Raw genomic sequence first — 22525 nt, forward strand, 5'->3', positions numbered from 1 at the left:
ACACTATTATATTTCTTCGGTTTTAGGTTTATCCTTTTTGGCCAACTCCTTTTCGCCCTTTATTTCATCGTCAAGAGTCAGGCCATTTAAAACCTGTATTTTGATTCCGTCTGACAGCCCGGTTTTTATCTCTTTCTTTTCAAAGATTTGTTTTCCATCTTCCTCTCCTTTGAATAATTCCACAAATGCTGTATCGTTTTCAAATTTCACCAGACTTTCATCAATAGTCATCACACTGTCTTTCTTATCCAGAACAATATCAGCATTTGCGCTGTAACCAGCCCTCACAAAATCTTTATCATTAAGTTTTACATCGGCTTTGATCTCAAACTGAATGGCCCCGTTTTCTTCTACGCCTTTTGGCGCCACATAGGTCAGCGTGGCATCAAACTTTTTCTCTTCAATGGCACCTATGGTCAACATCAGGTCCATCCCGCTACTGATCTTCCCTACTTCTGTTTCATCTATCTTTCCTTCAAAGATCATATCGCTCATATCGGCAATGGTAGCAATAGTAGTACCATCATTAAATGTATTGGCCTGAATTACTGAATTTCCTTCCTTCACCGGCACATCGAGAACCATACCGGTTATTGTAGCACGTATAAGAGTATTCGAAGCATTGGCATAGTCCTTTATTACCCCTTCTTTTATAAGCTGAAGATTATTATTGGCTGCAGCCAGTTCCTCTTTTGAGGCATTGTACGATGTCACCACTTTTTGAAATTCACTTTTTGAAATTACCTCCCGGTCATACAGCTCCTTCTGACGGTCATAATCCAGCTTGGCATCATTCAGTTTAATTTCGGCCTGCTTTACGCGAGATTCTGCTGAATTTAGGTTCACCATATCCGGTATAATCTTAACCCTTGCAATCACCTGGTCTTTTTCAACATGATCACCCGGTTCCACATAAATCTCATCAATAATTCCTGATATCTGTGGCTTTATCTGGATTTCCTGCCGTGGAACCACACTACCGGTTGCAACCGTTTTATTAATGATGTTACCAATCTCAGGTTTCTTAATCTGGTATTGAACAGGAGGTTTCTGCGATTTTTGATACAAAAAGTAGAACGTCCATATAAAAAGGAGTCCAAGAATCACTCCAAATGCAATTTTAACGATCTTCATAATGGCTATATTTTTATGTTTATTATTCTTTTAAGTTATTATTATTCATCGCGTAGTGCGTCTATAGCTTTCATTTTAACAGCCCTGTAAGCCGGAAGTAATCCTGCCAATGCCCCACCAATGATCAGTATTATCAGGGACGCAATACCCACACCAAAACTAATCTGTGGATTCTGCAGTACAATCGTATTATCCGGATTTTCAGCTGCCTTTTCTAATCCATACGAAACACCTTCCAGAAGCATCATGGCAAGAAACAAGCCTACATATCCGGCTAGGGTTGTCAGTACAATGGACTCAGACAGAATTTGTGTAATTATTTTAGCCGGAGTGGCTCCAATGGCACGCTGGACACCTATTTCATGTGTCCGTTCACGAACTATAACCAACATAATATTGCTAACACCGATTACACCTGCGAACAGTGTCATTATCCCCACAAACCATGTTAAAATATTTATGCCCGAAAAAAGCATGTTAATTTGCTTAAATTGCATTTCAACATTTACATGCCCCACTCCATCCTTATCATTTGGGGCAATATCATGCCGGTCCTTTAAAATTTTAACAACTTTATCTTCCACCGTCGAAACGGGAATGCCAGGTTTAGCGGTTATTGAAAAAAAGTGAACTTCATTCCCGTAATTATAAGTCTGCTGTAAGGTTGTAAAAGGAATAAAAACCGACTCTTTTTTATCACCACCAAAATTCATTTGTGTATCAGGAGTGAATACGCCTACGACCTGGAACCATACACCATTAACCTTGATATATTTTCCTACCGGATCTTCATCCTTATCAAATAATACTTCCTCAACACGTTCACCAATTATGCAGACTTTCCGTTTTTCCATGATATCGATATCATTAATAAAACGGCCCTTTAAAACAGTGAACGGATCTATATTCCTGTAAGAAGGATAATCGCCTTTGATATAAAATGATCCGCTTTTATTATTATAATGTGTATTATCTCCGTTGCTTTGTCGCCATCCCTGCAAACGGGGAGCTATATATTGTATTTCCTTTACATTTTCCTTTATATAGGACATGTCGTCGTTGGTAAGATCCCATAAACGACCCCGTTTATAACCTTTATAAGGCTCTCCTGTTGGCTGAGTCCAGAAAAAAGCACTGTTTGTTGCAAAATTACCAAAGCCTTCAGTGATCCCATTCGCCAATCCCTGTCCTGCTCCTGCCATGACAACAAGCATAAAAATCCCCCAGAATATCCCGAATGACGTTAAGAACGTACGTAGTTTATTCTTTTTCAGGGAACTCCATATCTCCTGCCAAAAATCCGAATCTAAAACACTTATATACATAACCTATTCGTCTCTTAATGCTTCAATGGGTTTAATTTTAGTTGCTTTTCTAGCCGGGAAATAGCCTGCTATTACACCCGAAATAATCAGAACCAGTGTTGAAATACCAGCAATAGTAAGGTTAACAGTTGGATTACTGAAAGGCATACCACCCTGTCCCTGTTGACTCTGTGCAGCTTCCGCACCTTTCTCCATTGCCATATTAAGCAGTTCCAGCAGGCCAATGCCACACACCATCCCAAGGTAACCTGCAATACCGGTAATTATAACCGCTTCAAGTATAATAAGTGAAATTATACTCCCCGGTGTTGCACCCAGTGCTTTCCTTATTCCTATTTCCTTGGTCCTTTCTTTTACCGTAATCAGCATGATATTACTGACCCCCACAACACCTGCAATGATTGTGAAAACACCAATGATCCACACGAATGCTTTAATCCCTAGAAATACCGACTGAACACGCGTGTAGTTTTCAAGCCTGTTATTGATATAAAGTGCTTTTTTATCTTCCGGATCAAACTGGTATTTTTTAGCAAAGTACTTTAAAAACCGTGATTCCAGTTCCTTATTCTGTTTAACCGACATATCGTCCACCGTGAGAGCGATGTTATGGACTCTGTTCGCACCATTAAACAGTTTCTGTGCGGTTGTCATCGGCACATAAACCCGCTTATTATCCCAGTCAGATTTATCATGATAAACGCCAACAACCCGAAACATTACACTGTTTATTTTTATAAACTTACCCAGCGGCTCATCGCCATTAAACAGTTTGTTAGCTACTTCCTCGCCTATAACGGCATATTTCCGGGTCATTTTCAGATCCACATCATTAATGAACCTGCCTTCCATCATCACAGCATTTTCAATTTTCTGATAATCGGGCATACAAGACAATACCTGGTAACTCCCGTATTCATTCCCATAAGAAACATTTGTTTCACCCCAGGGTAGAAAAAACCGGCCTGAAATATCATCTACCTCAGGAAAATTCTTTTTTATATTGTCAATATCTTCATTTTCAAACCGGATACGTCTGCCGGGCTTCAACCCTTTATATGCCTTGCTGGTGGTTCCTGAATTAAAGAATATAGAGTTTGTGGCATCATCAGAAAAATTCTCCTTCATACCGTTTGATAATCCGTTACCGGCACCAAGTAGCAGGATGAGCATGAAAATCCCCCAAAAAACACTAAAACTCGTTAGAAATGTCCGGAGCTTATTCTGTTTTATTGTTGAGGCAATTTCCTGCCAGATATTGGAATCAAACATAATTAAACGGTTTGAGCTTCAATAAATTCTTCTTTTTCAATCAAGCCGTCTTTCAGGCGGATGATACGACGGGTCATCTTTGAGATGTCATTTTCGTGAGTTACTATCAGAATAGTTTTACCTTCATCGTTAATCTGCTTAAGGAGTTCCATCACTTCGTACGATGTTTGTGTATCAAGTGCACCTGTTGGTTCATCGGCCAGAATAAGCTGAGGATCAGAAATAAGTGCACGGGCAATGGCAATACGCTGTTTTTGTCCTCCGGACAGTTCATTGGGAAGATGCTCCGCCCATTCCCGAAGACCAACCTTATCCAAATATTCCATGGCAATTACATTACGTTTTCTTCGGCTTACTCCTTTATAATAAAGTGGTAATGCTACATTTTCAAGCGCATTTTTAAAAGATATCAGGTTAAACGATTGAAACACAAAGCCAACCATCTTATTCCTGTACCGCGCGGCCATCGTTTCCGACATATTAATAATGTGTTTCCCTCCCAGAACATATTTCCCTTTGTCATAATTATCCAATATCCCGAGTATGTTAAGCAGCGTTGATTTTCCTGATCCTGACGATCCCATAATTGACACAAGTTCCCCCTTATCAATGTGCATATCTATGCCCTTTAATACATGAAGACGATTATGTCCGGTAATATAAGATTTATGAATATTGGTTAGCGTAACCATATGATAAGTTTTACAGAATTACGTTGATTATAGTTATTTGTTACAATTTACCTCAAAAATAATCCAACATCAATCAAGGCCACAATCAAATAAGGTAAACAACAGGTTTTCGTCGGTAAACGACGTCTATTAAAATTCCAGTGCATGCAACATCTAACCTTAAAAAAACGTAAATTCGAAAAAATTATTTTTTATTTTTTTTCAATATGAAAAATATACTCATCACATTTATTCTTACATTTTCAGTCTGCACATTATTAAGTGCTCAGGAAAGGGCTGATACAGCAATATCGCAAAGAGAATTTACCATTGAAAACTGTGTCTCCCAATTTTCATGGGAAGATACGGTCAAAACAAAAGTTGGTTATCAGTTTTGGTTTGCTGACAAGGATTTTCTCGATGGACGGACATTAAAAATGAGTGTGGTTGCACCCCATTCGGCAACTCATCCACCACATAAACACGTTGAAGATGAGTTCTTTTTTGTCCTGGAAGGAACAGCAGAATTTTATCTGGATGGTAAAACAAAAGTGGCTGGACCATATACCAGTTTCTATTGTCCGCCGAACACTGAGCATGGCATTAAAAATGTGGGTGATACCGAACTAAAATATTTAGTCATTAAAAAGTATCAGAGATAAACATTTTACAGATATTTGTGCCTGCCATCAGTAAATATTAAGACCATATTTGATGTTCTGTTATGATACACCCACATACCGAATTAAAGTTCATTAGCGAAGAAATTGGCTATGGAGTTGTTGCCACCAAAACCATACCAGCCGGAACCATAATATGGATTCACGATAAACTGGACCGGGAATTTACGCTTCAGGAAATTCAGAATATGGAACCGGTTTACCAGTCCGTTATATTAAATTACACATTCAGGAATAACAAGGGCAACTATATTTTTTGTTGGGACAACGGCCGGTTCATAAATCACAGTTTCAAATCCAACTGCCTGTCAACAGCCTACGATTTTGAGATCGCCATACGTGATATTCAACCGGGAGAAGAATTAACAGATGATTATGGTTATCTGAACATTTTAGAACCTTTCAGGGCAGCCAACGAAGGTACAAAACGCAAAATGGTCTATCCTGATGATCTGCTTCGCTATCATCGTACCTGGGATAAGAAAATCGCCAGAGTTTTTAACAAGATTACAAAACTTGACCAACCTTTAAAACCGTTGATCGCAAACGGAACGTGGGAAAAAGTAGAAAAAATTATATCAGGTGAATTGCAGGCAGATTCCATCCTTAACAATTATTTTGATCCGGCACAAAAACTTCAGGAATAATCTCAAATTCGTTTCCAAACCGTTTTTCAGTATCTGAATTTATCCAATTCCTTACAGAATCTGTACAATCTGTTATAGTGTGAACTGACTAAAACCTCTATCTTTATTCACTGTAAAATTAATTAACGTATTAAAAATGGCATCAGTAACAACCTCTTCCGGAATAATCAGAAAAAACATTTTATGGCTCTCAGCTTTCATAATGGCGGTTTTAATTATTCCTCACAATGCAGTTGGACAGGATAATTTCATCACTAACATCCAAAACCGGACCACACAGTCGCTCAATGGTAAATGGAAATATGTAATGGACCAGTATGAAACCGGCCAAATAGGTTTCAGCCCTATTTACAGAAATGCTAAACCAAAAGACAAATCTGATCGTGTGGAATATAGTTTTGACTATGCACAAAACCTTTGGGTTCCCGGTTCATGGAATTCGCAGAAAGAAGCACTGTATTACTATGAAGGCAGCATCTGGTACCGCAAAACATTTGATTTTCAACCTAAACTGAAAAACTCCAGGGTATTTATATATGTTGGAGCAGCCAATTACAAAACAACCTACACATTCAACGGTAGGCGTTTGGGTTACCATGAAGGTGGTTTTACACCCTTCAGTTTCGAGGTAACAAACCTGATAAAAGACAAGGATAACTTTCTTATTCTTGGTGTTAGTAACAGCAGGGAAAGTGATTACATTCCAGGAAAAGTAACAGACTGGTATAACCACGGCGGCATAACCCGCGATGTATACCTGGTTGAAGTACCACAAACTTATATCGATGATTATTTCCTGTATCTTGATAAAGCTTCATTAAACAGTAAAAAGAAAACAATTCAGGGAAGTATTCAACTGAAAGGAAAAGATCTGCCGGATCATGCAACTATTTCTATCCCTGAATTAAAGATCAGCAAAGAGGTTAAGCTCGATGAAAACGGAGCAGCAAAATTCACACTGGAATCGGGTAAATTAAGTTTGTGGTCACCCGAAAACCCGAAACTATATAAGGTAACCTTAAAAGCCGGTGATGATGAAATTTCAGATAAAATAGGATTCAGGACGATTGAAACAAAAGGGAAAGAGATTCTTTTAAACGGTGAACCGATCTTTTTAAGAGGGATCTCCATTCACGATGAGAACCCGATTCGCAGGGACCGGGCACATAGCATTGATGATGCAAAACTTGTACTGGGTTGGACTAAGGAACTGGGCTGTAACTTTGCACGTCTGGCACATTATCCTCATCAGGAAAACATTGTACGTCTGGCCGATGAAATGGGAATTCTGCTATGGGAAGAGTTGCCGCTTTACTGGGGGATTGAATGGTCTAATGACAAGGTGTTGGAGAAAGCGAAAACCCAGTATTCAGAGATGATCCGAAGAGATAAAAACCGGGCATCGAGCATTATCTGGTCTATTGCCAATGAAACCGGACCGACCAAAGCGCGTAATGCATTTCTGACTGCTGTTGCGCATCATGTACGGGAACAGGATCCAACCCGTTTATTGAGTGCTGCCTGTAAAAAAGATCAGGCCGTGGATGGACATCCGGACAGCACTTATGTGGTGAGTGATCCGATAGGCAAGGAACTGGACATCATCAGTTTCAATGAATATCTTGGATGGTATGGTGGCAGTCCACTGGAATGCCGTAAGAAAACATTTGTGATCGACTATGACAAACCCGTTATCGTCAGTGAATTTGGCGGTGGAGCAATCCAGGGATTTCATGCTGACTCACTGACGCGCTGGAGTGAAGAATACCAAGAATTTATGTATAAAGAAAATATTGCCATGTTTGATCGGGTCCCTGGACTTTCGGGTATGACACCCTGGATTCTGGTGGATTTCATGTCGCCACTTAGACAACTTCCCGATGTACAGGATGGATGGAACCGTAAGGGTTTGGTTTCAGAAACCGGAGCTAAAAAGAAGGCCTTTTATATTCTTCAGGATTACTACAAACGCAAAAAGAAGGAGTATCAGAAATAGCAGAACGAAGGTTTATATTTGTAATATACGAAAGTCTATATTGGTAATATATAATTTGAGTCATGCTGTCCCAAAAGTGATATCAGAATTATATTTACTTACGGATTGTAAGTAGTTTTTACGAAATTACCCCTAAATCCCCTGAAGGGGACTTAAAGCCTTCCGTCAGCTGACGGAGAGGTTTGGAGGGGTAAAAGAAAGATTGCTTACAATTTATAAGTTCAAAATATTTTTATTTGTCTTTTTGGACAGCCTCACTGTTTTCCAAGCTGTTTAAAATCATATATCCTTCCTAATTTTTATCATTTTTCGAGCCTGTTCAAAGCCGTATATTTATTTTCTGATGTCTTATATCAGAAATTAAAATAACAGGAATGTCTAAACAAAAATTTCGGTATGGAGAGGATCATATGAGTGTTGGGCTTGCACTTGAACTGGCCCGGGGCACTACAAACGGAATCCTGTCCGAAAATACAATAAACATAGTCAATGAAAACCGTCAGGTTGTACTTAATATCGTCCACCATAAAAAGGTGGTTTATGGTATTAATACCGGCTTTGGACCACTCTGCACCACGTTGATCAACGAAGAAGACACCAGGCAACTTCAATACAATCTGCTGAAAAGTCACAGTGTAGGCGTTGGTGAACCGGTAGATCCGGAGATCGCCAAACTCATGATGATCTTCAAGGTTCATGCACTGGCGAAGGGTTTTTCCGGGATTGCGCTTGAAACCATTGAACGTATAATGTGGCATATTGAACACGATGTTATTCCGGTTGTTCCTTCCCAGGGATCTGTTGGTGCCTCGGGCGATCTTGCTCCACTGGCCCATTTGTTCCTTCCTTTAATCGGCCTCGGAAGTGTGATATACGATGGTCTGGAATATCCAACTGAAGAAATATTCAGACTTTTCAAACTTGAACCCATTGAACTGGGTCCCAAAGAAGGTCTGGCCCTGATCAACGGTACACAGTTTATGCTGGCACATGCCACGCTGATCACAGAGCGGCTCAAAAACTGTTTGGATCATGCCGATATCATTGCTGCAATGAACCTGGAAGCCATGATGGGTTCCTTTAAAAGTTTTGATGAAGCCCTGCATGAACTTCGGCCCTATGAAGGCAATAAATATGTGGCAAAACGCATCCGTACGTTGCTGAAACATTCGGAGATAGAAAAATCTCATGAAAACTGCACCCGCGTTCAGGATCCGTATTCCCTGCGATGTATCCCACAGGTTCACGGGGCTTCCAGAAACGCCTGGTTGCACTTGAAGGAAACGGTTGAGATTGAGATGAATTCGGTGACTGATAATCCCATAATTTTCAGCGAAGAAAAGACCATAACAGGAGGCCATTTTCACGGTCAGCCCATCGCACTGCCCATGGATTATGCCGCGCTTGCTGCTGCCGAAATCGGGAATATATCTGACCGTCGCATCTATCTATCACTCATTGAAAGCGTACCGGGTTTGCCAAAACTGCTGATGAAGACCACCGGCCTAAACTCCGGTTTTATGATCCTTCAATATACCAGCGCAGCCCTGGTCAGTGAAAATAAAAGTCTCTGCTTCCCAGCCAGTGCAGATAGCATTCCAACATCTCTGGGACAGGAAGATCATGTAAGCATGGGATCCATTAGCGGACGGAAAACTTTGAAAATAGTTGAAAATCTGGAGAAAATACTGGCGATCGAATTGCTGACAGCTTCCCAGGGTTTTGAATTCAGAAGACCCATGAAATCAGGATTTCTCATGGATCACTGCTACGATTTCATACGGTCAAAAATTGAGTTTGCAGAAAGCGACAGGCTCTTTTATCCTGATATTAATAAAGCAATTGAAATTATTCAGTCCAAAGAATTGTTACGCCTGACAGATTATCTGGCTCAGGAACACCATATTGATTTTAAAAACGACACGCATGAATTATTCGGAATTTATTAAGACATATGCTTCACATCCAAATTACAAAGCACCGGTTGGAAGTACGCTCCATGCCAAATCCTGGCAAACGGAAGCACCTTTGCGGATGCTGCTCAATAATCTGAATGCAGAGGTAGCAGAAGACCCGGAAAACCTTATCGTATATGGTGGAACCGGACAGGCTGCTCGTAACGTGGAAGCTGTTCAGAAAATCATCAAAGCCCTGCTCGAGCTGGATGAGCATCACAGCCTTTTGGTTCAATCGGGGAAACCGATTGGTATGGTCCGCTCCCATCCCCATGCACCACGCGTTCTAATTGCTAACAGTAACATTGTGCCATTCTGGGCCAACTGGGAACATTTTGAAGAACTGAAATCCCGCGGACTGATGATGTACGGTCAGATGACTGCCGGAAGCTGGATCTATATCGGCACCCAGGGGATTTTGCAGGGTACGTACGAGACCTTTGCAGAATGCGGTAAGAAATACTTCAACGGTGACCTCAGACACAAACTGATTGTTTCCGGTGGTTTAGGTGGCATGGGTGGTGCTCAGCCCCTCGCGGCAACACTTGCCGGTGCTACTTTTCTGGGTGTGGATATTGATCCCGAACGCATAAAAAAACGCCTCGAAACCAAATATGTGGACCGTATGACCTCTGATTACGAAGAAGCCACACAATGGATTTTAGATGCAAAAACAAAAGGAGAAGCCCTTTCTGTCGGTCTGGTCGGCGACATTGGCGATGTGCTGGAAAAACTGATTCAGGATGATATAATCCCTGAGATTCTGACGGACCAGACATCTGCTCACGATCCGGTTCATGGCTATATACCCCATGGACTGACACTGGGGGAAGCCAGTAAATTAAGGGCATCTGATCCGGAAGCTTACAAGGATAAAGCCTTAAAGAGCATGGCTCGACATGTGGGTTTTATGTTGAAAATGAAAGCCAAAGGCAGTGTGGTTTTTGATTACGGCAATAACCTACGGGAATTTGCCCGTCGGGGTGGTGAAACCAATGCATTTGACTATAATGGCTTTGTACCGGAGTTTATCCGTCCGCTTTTCTGTGATGGACAGGGGCCGTTTCGCTGGGTAGCCTTATCGGGTGATCCGGAAGATATCTACACAACCGACCGTGCCCTGATGGAAGCTTTTCCGGAAAACACACATCTGATCAAATGGCTGGAAGAGGCACAGAAAAAGGTGGCATTTCAAGGCTTGCCGAGCCGGATTTGCTGGTTGGGTTTCGGTGAGCGCGAAAAGGCCGGTCTGATCTTTAACGACCTGGTAAAAACAGGCAAAGTGAAAGCGCCGATTGTCATTGGCCGCGATCATCTGGATTGTGGATCGGTAGCCTCACCGAACCGGGAGACAGAGGGCATGCTGGATGGCAGTGATGCGGTGTCGGACTGGCCGCTGCTTAACCTTATGGCAAATACGGCCGGTGGAGCCACCTGGGTATCGTTCCATCACGGTGGCGGCGTGGGTATGGGATTTTCACAACATGCCGGCATGGTGATACTGGCTGACGGAACTGAACAGGCCGCTAACAACATATCACAGGTGCTGCACAACGATCCTGCCATGGGCATCTTCAGGCACGCAGACGCGGGATATGAAAAGGCAGTAGAAAACAGGGATAAATTTGGTTTGTCACTGTAAAACTACTCCTCGTTTGCAACGAGGAGTTCATGGTTGGTCGTTTTAAACGACAAAACAAGTTTTTTCAATTACCCCTCTGACTCCCCTGAAGGGGAGAAAATTCAGATGTACATAGATATTCCCATTTAGGGGTTAGGGGTAGAATTGATAGCACATGGTTTTAATTGTATATTAACAATTTACCTTACATTTATAACGAAAGATCGTAATAACAAGATTATGAAACTAACAGGTCCGTTCCGGCAAATTATAACCATGGATAAACTTCCGGTTAAAGGTCCGTTAAACGATGATCAGCTGGAAATTATTCCGGACGGTGGAATTCTGTCTGACAAGGGAAAAATCATCGCTATCGGTGACTTTACGGAGCTGGCCGCACAAATAGACCGGTCCACAACCGAAATTGAATGGATTCATGGCAATCATGTGGCATTACCGGGTTTGATTGACTGTCACACACATATTTGCTATGCCGGATCGCGGGCCAACGACTTTGCCTTACGACTGGCCGGTAAAACCTATCTGGAAATTGCAGAAGCCGGTGGTGGCATATGGAATACTGTTCAGAAAACCAGAGAAGCATCGCAGGAGGAACTGAGTCGGATAACTACGAAACATGCAGATGTCATGTTGAAGGATGGCATTACCACCATTGAAGTTAAAAGCGGATATGGATTATCCGTTGATCAGGAACTCAAAATTCTCAAAGCAATACAAAGTTCAGACACGAAAGCTGACCTACTTGCAACCTGTCTTGCTGCACACATCAGGCCAAAGGATTTTTCAGGTTCGAATGAAGCTTATCTTAAAGTATTGGCAAAGGAACTCCTGCCTGAAATTAAAAATCAGGAACTCTCACAGCGGGTAGATATTTTCATAGAAAAAACAGCATTCTCAGCTGATGAAGCCAGGTCTTATTTGAATGCAGCTAAAGATCTGGGATTTGATATCGTGGTTCATGGTGACCAGTTTAGTTTGGGAGGCAGCCTTTTGGCAGTTGACCTGAACGCCAGAAGTGTGGATCATCTGGAAGCCAGCGATGACAAAGTCATCTCAATGATTGGGAAAAGCGAAGTAAGTGCTACAGTGTTACCCGGCGCTTCCATTGGACTAGGCTTACCTTTTGCCCCGGCAAGGAAGCTTTTAAACGCTGGTGCTTCGCTGGCGATCGCATCGGACTGGAACCCCGGTTCAGCACCAATGGGAGACTTGCTAATTCAGGCATCCATTCTTAGCTCATATGAAAAGCTAAGCGTGACAGAAACTTTAGCAGGTATTACCTGCCGTGCAGCCCATGCATTAGGTCTGGACGACCGTGGCATTCTTAAAGAAGGGAATAAGGCCGATATTATCGCGTTCAGCATAAATGATTACAGGGAAATTATCTACCGGCAGGGTAAATTGAAACCGGATTTCGTCTGGAAAAATGGCAACAAACTGACATTTGAAAATTAAATAGTATGACACAACTGATAGAATGCGTTCCCAATTTCAGTGAAGGGAACAACATGGAAATCATCAAACAAATCACAGATAAGATACAAAGCGTTGAAGGCGTGAAGCTTATTGACGTGGATGCAGGAAAAGCCACGAACCGTACCGTTGTCACCTTTGTGGGAACACCTGAAGAAGTTTGCGAGGCAGCTTTCAAGGCTGTTAAAAAAGCTGCAGAGCTGATCGATATGAGCAAACACAAGGGAGCTCATCCGCGATTTGGAGCCACTGATGTGTTAGCATTGGTTCCTGTTTCCGGCATCTCCATGGAAGAAACAGTTGTGTATGCACATAAACTGGCTGAACGCATCGGCAGGGAATTACATATCCCCATCTACTGTTATGAATTTGCAGCAAGAGAAGACAAACGGAAAAACCTGGCCAGTTGCCGATCAGGTGAATACGAAGGTTTGGCAAAAAAGTTGGCAGACCCTGAATGGGAACCTGATTTTGGCCCGGCAGAGTATAACACATCTGTCGCCAAATCCGGAGCAACGGCTGTCAGTGCACGTAACTTTTTAGTGGCCTATAATGTGAACCTGAACACCACCTCAACCCGTCGGGCCAATGCTATTGCGTTTGATATTCGTGAAAAAGGCCGCATCAAACGAGAAGGAGGAACACTGACCGGTAAAAAAGTCCTGGACAAAAACGGCAAACCGGTTTATGAGCCCGGCCTGCTGAAGTGTGTAAAAGGTATCGGATGGTTCATTGAGGAATATGGCATTGCGCAACTTTCGTTTAACCTGACCGATACTACAGTAACCTCTGTTCATGAAGTATTCGATGCTGCCTGCCAGAGAGCTCAGGCAAGGGGACTACGTGTTACAGGTTCAGAACTGGTTGGGGTGATTCCGTTAAAAGCGATGTTGGATGCCGGGAAGTATTTCCTGAAAAAACAACAGCGCTCCACCGGTATTTCGGATGATGAAATCATAAAAATCGCTGTTAAATCACTTGGCCTGGATGAACTGAATCCTTTTGATCCGAAGAAAAAGATCATTGAATACATAATTGCTGAACACAAGCCAAAGCTGATTGACATGAACCTGAAAGCCTTCGCAGAAGAAACGGCATCTGAATCACCCGCACCGGGTGGTGGTTCCATTTCGGCCTACATGGGTACAATGGGTGCAGCACTGGGAACCATGGTGGCCAATCTTTCTGCGCACAAACGCGGCTGGGATGAACGCTGGGAAGAGTTTTCAAACTGGGCTGATAAAGGCAAATATTACCACGATGAGCTGCTGAAGCTGGTGGACGAGGACACGAATGCATTTAATGCTATAATGGATGCATTTGGATTACCTAAAACGACAGAAGCTGAAAAAAAATCCCGCCAAAAAGCTGTTGATGACGCTACTAAATATGCCATAGAAGTACCTTTTAAGGTTATGAATCTGTGCTACAAATCCATGGAAGTAATGAAAGCCATGACTGAAACCGGCAATCCTAACAGTGTATCTGATGCCAGCGTAGGTGCACTGGCTGCACGGGCCGGCGTCCGTGGAGCCTACTTGAATGTAAAGATCAATGCAAAGAATTTTTCGGATCAAGCATTCGTGGACGACATTCTGAAGAAAGCTAAAGAACTTGACAGGGCCGCCGAAAGTTTGGAAGTTGAAATTATGGAGATAGTAGATAGGAAAATAAATGCCTGAATAAATTCGTTTCTTCATTACCGTTTATATTGCTACCTTGCACTATATACCAAAGAAATCAGAATTTACTATGAGAGTTATAAGTCAAATCATCCTTTCAATGTTTCTTTTATGTTCAGTTGCGGTTCAAGCCAAAGAATATGATATCACGGTCGCCAAAGATGGCAGCGGCGATTTTACATCTATACGGGAAGCGATTCAGTCCGTCAGATCATATACCCCGGAACCCAAAACAATTTTCATTAAAAATGGCATTTACAAAGAAAAAATTCTGATTTCAAGTGATAAATGCGATATAACACTGATCGGTGAAAGCAGGGACAACACCATCATTACCTGGGCAGATCATGCCAATATGAACGACATGGGAACCTTTAAAACGTCAACGTTACGGATTGACGGAGACCGGATCACCCTGAAAAACTTAACAATAGAGAATAATGCCCCAATGCTTGGACAGGCTGTGGCGCTACATGTGGAAGGTAAAAACCTGATGGTTATTAACTGTAACCTATTGGGTAATCAGGACACCTTGTTTACGGGCAATGAATATGGTACTGAATTTTTCAAAGACTGCTACATTGAAGGAACTACGGACTTTATTTTTGGCCCGGCCACAGTCTGGTTTGAAAACTGCCATATTCACAGCAAAAAGAATTCTTATATCACCGCTGCCTCAACACCGGAATTCAGACCTTATGGCTATATCTTTAATAAATGTATGCTGACCGCAGCAGAAGGGATTGACAAGGTCTATCTCGGTCGTCCCTGGCGCAAATATGCTGCCGTGTTGTTCATGAACAGCTATATGGGCAACCATATCCGTCCAGAAGGTTGGCATAACTGGGGTGATCCTGAACGGGAAAAAACAACCCGGTATCTGGAATATAACAACAATGGTCCCGGTGCCGATCGGTCACAACGTGTGGCATGGTCAGGTGAACTCAAAAAATCAAAGGCTAAAAAGATCACGCTGGAAAAGGTATTCCCTGACTGGGAAGCAGTACACGATATGGACTAAAGTCCGGTAAGAAATAATTAATGTGAGTTCGACATAAAAATTAGATCTTAATAGCGTTAAATCCTCCGTCTCCCGACGCTTTGGTCGGGATCCACCTCCTTTCGGGCAAGGAGGACACTCACCTAATGAATTGCGGATTTCAAAGTCCCCCTTTGAAAAAGGGGGTGTCATGAATGGAACATCATGACGGGGGATTTTTCACCAGTTATAAACAGTAATAATCAAATTATATCCTTACATAGAACTGTCATCATTTAAATAACTCCGCCCATCAGGGCGGAGTTATTCATAGTATATTATCTATGAGTTTTAACCCTTTATCTCAAACTTATACGGATCACAGAGAACGAGTATGGATCCATTTTATAAGTGAACTGTTTATCCACTTCAATGGAACTATCGGCAGGTTTGGCATCACGATCTTTCGGATCACCCTCAAGCACCGACAGTTTAGCATTTGCTGCTGCCAGATCAAAATCCGATAAGTCCAGGCTGGAATTCACCTCAACCGGCAGCATGTTGACCAGTTTAACGATCAGCTCATTATTTTTCTCATCTTTTACAACTGACACGCCAACCCTGTTTTGTACTTTCACATTCTGATCAGACAGTTTTACATCCGATGCAAAATAGGTTGTCCCTGAATTTTGCCCGTACATTTTCTGTACATAGTAATCGGTTGTTGGCTTAACTTCAGAACTGTTAAAGTATATCAGATCCGGATTCCATTGCGTCCGGTGTTCCCTTGCCAGAAGCGGTGCATAAGAGGTCATGTGTACAACATCCCCGTTCCGTTCTATGGCTGTCAGATATAAAGCTTCAGACAGAGCTGTTTCAATATTCAAAGGTCTGCGCGGCAGATGTGATGCATATTCGCCCAGATATACCTTCGGACCGGAGCGGTCGTATTTATCGTAATAATCCTGGTTGTAAATGAACCATCCCGGTGGCACATAATAGTGCTCATCCAACAGATCCACACCAAGTTTCTTCCCAATTTTCCAGCCTTCTTCATAATCCGTACCATAATAAAACGGTCCGGCTGTCCCGATCACTTTCATTTCAGGATACTTCTCTTTCACTGCTTTATAGATCATGGTAAAGCGTTCCTCAAAAATGTCTGTAATCAGATCCTCATTCCCTATACCGATATATCTTAAGTTGAAAGGTTCCGGATGTCCGGCTTCAGCCCTTTTTCTGCCCCACTCACTGTTTTTATCTCCGTTGGCCCACTCTATCAGATCAAGCACATCCTGTACATAATCATCCATATCGCACATTAGTATTCCGCCTTGTTGTCCGTCGCCACCGATACTGGAGTTCTGACATGGCACACCGGCTGCAAGTACAGGAACGGGTTCAGCACCCAGGTCCTCACAAAACTGAAAATATTCAAAATAACCCAAACCACCCGACTGGTTATAGCCCCAGGTATTTCTTTGCTGTATACGCGATTCCAGCGGACCAATTGTATTTTTCCATTTATAAATATTGTCTATGCCATTTCCGTGAGCCACACAACCACCCGGGAAACGGACAAACCGGGGATGCATATCAGCAATCGTCTGAGCCAGATCCTGACGCAAACCGTTTTGTCTTCCTTTAAAGGTATTCTCAGGGAACAGTGAAATCATGTCCAAACCGACCTTACCAACCTTGGCTGGTTTTACGACAATTTTAGCTTTAACGCAGTTTTCCTTTGCCTTAATTACCGCGCTCAGTTTCTTCCATTTGGCAGATAATGGTTTTGTTCTGGCTTCTCCAATCACTTCATCATTCTGGTTAAGCAGTTGAATCAGCAAACTGTTTTTTGAGCCATCCAGACTTTTAGCAAAAACAGAGAAGTCATATTTTTCACCGGCTGTTATACCCATCCCATCATATCCGGGATTTACAAGTCCGGCTCCTGTTTTCTTCACATCAAGCACAGCATAATATTTGTTATGCGCATGAATCGGATTTACGGTATCAATGGAAAACTCCACATCAGCCTCATTTTCAAGCGACCAGTATGATTTATGATTCCATTCCCGTCTGATGCCTGAATTGTATTCAAAATCCCTGTTTTGTACAAGCTCTGCATATAAACCGCCGTCAGCAGCATAGTTGATATCTTCAAAAAAGATACCGATCAGCATGTCTGAAATCTGCTTGTTGTCGTCGGCTTTTACTTTAATCTCAGCATCCACTGCTTTTAAATACCTGAATCTTTCCGGATCATCCTCAGCACGTTCATTATTCAGTTCATCCCGGTATTTCTGAGCTTCCATATCAGTTGTTAAGCCATCTATGGTTGACCATGCCACTTTATATACTGTTCCGGTCTCAGGCTTTTCATTAACCTTAAACTCCCTCCTGTTATTGATCCGATCTTTTTCTGATGCTTTTTGAGTATCACTGTAATTGACAAAATCCGGTGTGGTAACCATGTATATTCCTTGTTCATCGCCTCTGTCACTCATCCAGGTCACAACAAACCTTTCGTTGGCCTTATCGTAGGATACTTCCGGAAGCAGGCAGTTCCCTGATTCCATCACATATGGATACGACTGTCTCCACCAGAAAGACAGATCATCAGATGCTGCATGTGCAAACTGATTAACCCTGTGGTTTAGAGTCCATACGGCATGCCACTTCCCATCCGGATCAAGGAAGACATAGGGATCAAACATACGCTTTTGCGAACCCCAGCTACCAAAGTCACTTTTTACAAAACTGAAATCGGGACCAATAGCATGCCAGTTTTCCTGGTCAATACTCCACGCAAAATGCAAACCACTCCGTCCGTCTGCATCGGCGTTTGTGTAAGAAAACACATAGGCAGAATCCGGTTCATTTGCATATATGAAAGAACTGATTGCCAATACTATAACAAAAAGATAAGATTTTATTTTCATGAATACCATAATTAGTTGATCAATATCCGTGGTTAAGATAGCTGTTTTATGATAAATGAGGAAACGTAACAATGTTTTTTGTATCCATTCGGGAAAGCATTACCGCACAATAAATTTACCCTGCATTACATTGCCGGAATCCGTAGTTACCCTTACGAAATAAACACCACCGTCAAATTCATTTTTTAATTCCAGGGGAAAATTATCGGCATGCATAGACAGGAGGATCTGTCCTTCCATGTTTAGCATCTTTACTGCAATTCCATTTTTTTCTTTAGCTACAGACGAAGAATGTATAACCATATTCTGCCCTTTAAGAACCGGATTGGGATAGACAGAAATAAGATTATTTTTTGGCGTATAAAGTGAGGTAGCCTGTTCCAGTGATTTGATTTCTGATGAGGTTAAGGCAATATCAAACAGGTAAAAATCATCTACGGTTCCACAGTAATCTGCATTATCATTGGCTACACCTGAATCCCACCATTGTGTTCTACCGATGTAATTCCTGTTATCCGAACCTGACAATACCAGCTGATACGGTTCGTATTGAATACTTGTCGAACTGCCTTTCTCTTCACCATTAACGTAAATTTTAGTTGTACCCGATTTGGCATCATAAGTAAACGCCAGTCCTGAATCAATTCCTGAAGAAAGTGCTACTGAAGAATTTATCATGACTGTAGTTCCGCCATTGTATTTCAGACCTGCCACAAAGGTATTCAGACGAGCAAACACACTGTTTGATGCCGCGGTTCCGAAATCATAAATTCTGGGTTGGTTTTCAAGCCTGACAGGATTAACTTTCATCACAAAGGTGTAACTTCTTAAATTATCCAGTAAACCAGCCGGTGCAACAGCATAACCATTTGTAGAAAACCCTGTATTGGTATTGGCAGATAAATCCAAAACTCCATTTACACCGGCACTGCCGTATATGGCCGCATCATTCCCGTTTCCGGTTTTATCCGTCACATATCTGATTCCGGCAGAAGTATAGACATCAGAAGCCTCAAAACCATAGTACAGCATTTTATTATGGGTAATGCTCCTGGGATGAACCGTGACATTAAATGTCCGCGGCTCAAGTCCACTTTCATCGGGTGTCGCGGTAAGTACAACAGTTGTTTCCTGTTCAGGAAGATTTACAAGTCCGTTATTCGTGATCAAACCAGTATTGGAAGAGGACCAGGTAACAGAATTTCCCAGGTCAGGAAGAACGATATCCGTGTACACATCTTCCGGTATTGTAAGCATTCCAAATTCCACCAGGCTGCCCTTATTCTCTGTATTTACCTTGTTTACTGCTGAAATGTTCTTGATTTCATCCTGTGACAATACACGGCTGTATGTTCGTAAATCATCAACGGCTCCGGTAAACCCACCAATGGTTATGTCAGAAAGTGTTAAACCATCTACTTCAATGTACTGATCAAGAAGACCATTGATGTAGGTTTTCAGCACTCCGTCTCCGTAGGTAACAGCCAGACTGAAAAAATCAAATTTCGTCGGTGTGGGCCAGTTTCCGCCTGTACCTCTGCTCTGGGTCTGCCAGACATCCGAGCTTCCGAGCACATTGCTGCTGGTATAGGTATCATCTCCTATTTTAATGTATGGGTATGTATTCCCGTTAACGGCTAAACCGCAGGTCAGATTGTCCGTTGTCAGCAGATCACCGTAATAGCTACTGTGGTCCACATATGGAGACAATACAATCGAGAATGAGTCCTGTTGATTCATGGCAAACGTTGCATCCTGACCTTCATTAACGAACAACAAACCATTTCGAACAGAAGCATCACCCGTGAACCCATCAGATGTATCAAACGTCTCATGATTGATAAGATCTTTCTCCAGTTCAACCGCTTGGTGTGGAATATCGAAACTGGCGCGAATGCCGGTAGCAAATCCTTCAGGTCTTGCCGAACTTACAATCCAGTCATAATAATCACCGTTCATCCATACCAGTTTATCTCCTGAACCGGGAATAACATATGGCCGGACATTATTTTTCGCTGAAGCACCTGTCACCTGCGCTACTGCAGACAAGGTTCCATCCTGCCCTACAGTGTATTTTTTAAGCTCATACACCTTACCGTTATTCCCGTCAACCGGTACAGAACAATAAACAATATCAGGATTTGCATCGTCCAGTGCCATGCCGCCACTGTAACACTCTTCCAGCCCGGCTGACTGATGAAAATGACCACCTCCGTTCTCCAGGAATGTGCGTTGCCATGCACTGCCCGTCCATCTGGCATAATAATAATCGTGAGAAGACTTATCGTTACTGATACGAACCATGGCAATGACAGGATTATCATTGTCGTCCATCGATACTTCCCAGACCCAGTTACGGTAAGGCGAATTATCCACAACAGCATTGGGATGTGCATTGTAATATGTGGTAGTAGCAGCAATATTGTGCACTCCGTTTTCAATGGATGACAACTGCGTCCCGGTAATATCGTGCAGAGTCATATCATTTATATCAATATAATTAAAATACACATAGTTGACGGCCTCATTATCCGGATGGCCGGTGGTATAGGTCACATAGATCTTATCCTTACCGTTTGACGCATATTTAGCGTATGGCCGGGCTGCTGTGGACTGCACAATCTGTTTTGGTCCCCAATCGAATGAAGCATCATCATTTTCATCAGGAATAGTGATACGCCCAATTGTCGGATGCCAGTTAATACCTCTCCAGCAGATGTAAATATGGTCCGGATCATCTGACATAATAAACGGTGAAGGGTATGTTGTATTGGCCGAGGTTTCCAACCGGACTTCTCTTCCAAGCGTTGTTATATCTCCGGGTTTTTGTGAAATACGGTAGTAGAAACAGGCTTCATCCGTATGGCGGGTATAGAAAATCATGATTCGTTCATCCGGGAGTACCAGAAACGTTGGATTATCATGATCATCAGGCTGAAAATAAGAACGTACCAAAACTTCATTGCTCTCATTTTTCAGATGATCAACCTGTGTTGCTTTAATGGCTCCGTGCACATCTATATATCCGATGTAGGTGCTGTTAATGGTTCCGCTTTCATTTTCATAATGCAGCGCCCTGGGATCTGCAAACCAGCACCAGGCACCTTCTTCAGCAACCACGTTTACCTCAACCGGATCATCACTGGCTGAATAGGTTCCGGTAACAGGTACAGTGATCTGTTCATCACCCTGAGCAATAAGGATATCTCCGGAAAAATCAGAACTGTTACCTGAACTCACTGTAAGTGTACCACCTTCAGCAGGAAGTTCTGCCGGATTTACGGTCACGTAAGCCGGAGCATCAATAGTAATTATATCGGCTGATCCGTTTGGGTATACGCTGATTTCGGCTTCGCTGACAAAGTTGTTAAAACTTAAAGATGACACACTGCAGTTCAACGCGGGTGGAATTTCCTTTACAGAAAGCTCTCCCAAAGCACAAAGCGTACCGGATCCTCCTGTTATTGTAATATAGTATGTTCCTGTTTCCGAGACGCTAAAATCCATTTCACCGTTCAGTAATACATTCCGTGTCGGACTACAGGTAAAGTCTTTCGTTGTTTCATTTACTGTCGCCTGTTTATCCTTACTGATTCCAACGGTCAGCGTTGGAGAAGCTCCGTTATTCCACCATTCGTAAATCCAGGAAAAATTATAGCGTTTGCCCTGTTCAAGGTTTACAGGATAGCTAAACACTGAGCCTGAAGTTGTGGCTCCTGCACCATCCCAGCGAATCATCATCAGACGCCCGATGTAATTTGAACCATCTAAAGTATGAACGGAGCTTACATCCATATAACGAACACCTCCATTCGAATTGGCATAGTTAAACTCACCCGGAATCACAGCCCAGCCATACTGGTCGGGATATGATGTAGACTGATCTGTATCACCGTTTCCGTCCCAGTCCGCAACAAGGTTTGTCTGTGCAAAACTCAATACTGAATATGCAGCAAACAGCGCACTGCTTATAAATAACTTAAGTCTCATTTTTATCTGTTTTATCCTGTTCTTATTCCTCTCAATTAAAGGGATGTATTTTAACAACATACAAATATAACCACTACCGGATGAGAAATAAAACTGAAGTCTTGAATTTACAATTTCATGCTAGTTTTTGCAGAATCTGT

Annotated in this window: 14 protein-coding genes; 8 read left to right on the forward strand and 6 right to left on the reverse strand. The window is 42.3% G+C overall.

Annotation, left to right across the window (positions count from 1 at the left end; translation table 11 throughout):
• Positions 1 to 6 precede the first annotated feature (6 nt).
• From ACE1ET_RS12750 to ACE1ET_RS12765, 4 genes are read right to left on the reverse strand one after another with little or no spacing between them, the layout of a single operon-like run.
• Complete coding sequence (locus ACE1ET_RS12750) at positions 7 to 1134, reverse strand: efflux RND transporter periplasmic adaptor subunit (protein ID WP_375728795.1); 1128 nt, start codon at positions 1132 to 1134, stop codon at positions 7 to 9.
• A 41-nt stretch (positions 1135 to 1175) separates the two neighbouring features.
• On the reverse strand, positions 1176 to 2459 hold the full coding sequence (locus ACE1ET_RS12755; protein ID WP_375728796.1) for an ABC transporter permease: 1284 nt from the start codon (positions 2457 to 2459) through the stop codon (positions 1176 to 1178).
• A 3-nt stretch (positions 2460 to 2462) separates the two neighbouring features.
• Complete coding sequence (locus ACE1ET_RS12760; protein ID WP_375728797.1) at positions 2463 to 3731, reverse strand: ABC transporter permease; 1269 nt, start codon at positions 3729 to 3731, stop codon at positions 2463 to 2465.
• 2 nt (positions 3732 to 3733) lie between these two features.
• Positions 3734 to 4423, reverse strand: coding sequence for an ABC transporter ATP-binding protein (locus ACE1ET_RS12765; protein WP_375728798.1), 690 nt, complete (start codon positions 4421 to 4423; stop codon positions 3734 to 3736).
• Positions 4424 to 4629: 206 nt separating this feature from the next.
• Between ACE1ET_RS12765 and ACE1ET_RS12770 the strand changes: the two genes are divergently transcribed.
• The 8 genes from ACE1ET_RS12770 to ACE1ET_RS12805 all read left to right on the forward strand — a co-directional run bounded on the left by ACE1ET_RS12770 (position 4630) and on the right by ACE1ET_RS12805 (position 15498).
• The gene (locus tag ACE1ET_RS12770) at positions 4630 to 5064 is read left to right on the forward strand and encodes a cupin domain-containing protein (protein WP_375728799.1); all 435 of its coding nucleotides are present in this window, start codon (positions 4630 to 4632) and stop codon (positions 5062 to 5064) included.
• Between the two features lie 62 nt (positions 5065 to 5126).
• Positions 5127 to 5729 carry an SET domain-containing protein gene (locus tag ACE1ET_RS12775; RefSeq protein WP_375728800.1) on the forward strand — a complete coding sequence of 201 codons (603 nt, stop codon included), beginning with the start codon at positions 5127 to 5129 and terminating at the stop codon, positions 5727 to 5729.
• Between the two features lie 136 nt (positions 5730 to 5865).
• Positions 5866 to 7725, forward strand: coding sequence for a glycoside hydrolase family 2 protein (locus tag ACE1ET_RS12780; protein WP_375728801.1), 1860 nt, complete (start codon positions 5866 to 5868; stop codon positions 7723 to 7725).
• A 374-nt stretch (positions 7726 to 8099) separates the two neighbouring features.
• Positions 8100 to 9674 carry a histidine ammonia-lyase gene (gene hutH, locus ACE1ET_RS12785; protein WP_375728802.1) on the forward strand — a complete coding sequence of 525 codons (1575 nt, stop codon included), beginning with the start codon at positions 8100 to 8102 and terminating at the stop codon, positions 9672 to 9674.
• Entirely contained in the window at positions 9652 to 11322 is a 1671-nt protein-coding gene (gene hutU / locus ACE1ET_RS12790) for a urocanate hydratase (protein WP_375728803.1), read from the forward strand. The genes hutH and hutU overlap by 23 nt, the downstream gene beginning before the upstream one ends.
• 219 nt (positions 11323 to 11541) lie before the next feature.
• Entirely contained in the window at positions 11542 to 12777 is a 1236-nt protein-coding gene (gene hutI / locus ACE1ET_RS12795) for an imidazolonepropionase (protein ID WP_375728804.1), read from the forward strand.
• A gap of 5 nt (positions 12778 to 12782) precedes the next feature.
• Positions 12783 to 14477: a glutamate formimidoyltransferase gene (ftcD, locus tag ACE1ET_RS12800; protein WP_375728805.1), complete on the forward strand. Its 1695-nt coding sequence runs from the start codon at positions 12783 to 12785 to the stop codon at positions 14475 to 14477.
• A 100-nt stretch (positions 14478 to 14577) separates the two neighbouring features.
• Complete coding sequence (locus tag ACE1ET_RS12805; protein ID WP_375728806.1) at positions 14578 to 15498, forward strand: pectinesterase family protein; 921 nt, start codon at positions 14578 to 14580, stop codon at positions 15496 to 15498.
• A gap of 317 nt (positions 15499 to 15815) precedes the next feature.
• On the opposite strand, the gene ACE1ET_RS12810 is transcribed toward ACE1ET_RS12805, so the two are convergent.
• Together ACE1ET_RS12810 and ACE1ET_RS12815 are read right to left on the reverse strand one after the other, a co-directional pair.
• A complete protein-coding gene (locus ACE1ET_RS12810) occupies positions 15816 to 18395 on the reverse strand; it encodes an alpha-L-arabinofuranosidase C-terminal domain-containing protein (protein ID WP_375728807.1) in 2580 nt (859 codons plus the stop codon).
• A 99-nt stretch (positions 18396 to 18494) separates the two neighbouring features.
• Positions 18495 to 22385, reverse strand: a complete 3891-nt coding sequence (locus tag ACE1ET_RS12815; RefSeq protein ID WP_375728808.1) for a BNR-4 repeat-containing protein — start codon at positions 22383 to 22385, stop codon at positions 18495 to 18497.
• Positions 22386 to 22525 lie beyond the last annotated feature (140 nt).

Source organism: Quyinboa mangrovi (assembly GCF_042219825.1).
GTDB lineage: Bacteria > Bacteroidota > Bacteroidia > Bacteroidales > UBA5342 > JBHJHP01.

What these genes read in the sequence shown, in the direction of transcription:
- ACE1ET_RS12775 (WP_375728800.1), top strand. Translation starts at nt 5,127, where the DNA reads ATGATACACCCACATACCGAATTAAAGTTCATTAGCGAAGAAATTGGC.
- ACE1ET_RS12750 (WP_375728795.1), bottom strand. Translation starts at nt 1,134, where the DNA reads ATGAAGATCGTTAAAATTGCATTTGGAGTGATTCTTGGACTCCTTTTT.
- ACE1ET_RS12755 (WP_375728796.1), bottom strand. Translation starts at nt 2,459, where the DNA reads ATGTATATAAGTGTTTTAGATTCGGATTTTTGGCAGGAGATATGGAGT.
- ACE1ET_RS12760 (WP_375728797.1), bottom strand. Translation starts at nt 3,731, where the DNA reads ATGTTTGATTCCAATATCTGGCAGGAAATTGCCTCAACAATAAAACAG.
- ACE1ET_RS12805 (WP_375728806.1), top strand. Translation starts at nt 14,578, where the DNA reads ATGTTTCTTTTATGTTCAGTTGCGGTTCAAGCCAAAGAATATGATATC.
- hutH (WP_375728802.1), top strand. Translation starts at nt 8,100, where the DNA reads ATGTCTAAACAAAAATTTCGGTATGGAGAGGATCATATGAGTGTTGGG.
- hutI (WP_375728804.1), top strand. Translation starts at nt 11,542, where the DNA reads ATGAAACTAACAGGTCCGTTCCGGCAAATTATAACCATGGATAAACTT.
- hutU (WP_375728803.1), top strand. Translation starts at nt 9,652, where the DNA reads ATGAATTATTCGGAATTTATTAAGACATATGCTTCACATCCAAATTAC.
- ftcD (WP_375728805.1), top strand. Translation starts at nt 12,783, where the DNA reads ATGACACAACTGATAGAATGCGTTCCCAATTTCAGTGAAGGGAACAAC.
- ACE1ET_RS12765 (WP_375728798.1), bottom strand. Translation starts at nt 4,423, where the DNA reads ATGGTTACGCTAACCAATATTCATAAATCTTATATTACCGGACATAAT.
- ACE1ET_RS12770 (WP_375728799.1), top strand. Translation starts at nt 4,630, where the DNA reads ATGAAAAATATACTCATCACATTTATTCTTACATTTTCAGTCTGCACA.
- ACE1ET_RS12810 (WP_375728807.1), bottom strand. Translation starts at nt 18,395, where the DNA reads ATGAAAATAAAATCTTATCTTTTTGTTATAGTATTGGCAATCAGTTCT.
- ACE1ET_RS12780 (WP_375728801.1), top strand. Translation starts at nt 5,866, where the DNA reads ATGGCATCAGTAACAACCTCTTCCGGAATAATCAGAAAAAACATTTTA.
- ACE1ET_RS12815 (WP_375728808.1), bottom strand. Translation starts at nt 22,385, where the DNA reads ATGAGACTTAAGTTATTTATAAGCAGTGCGCTGTTTGCTGCATATTCA.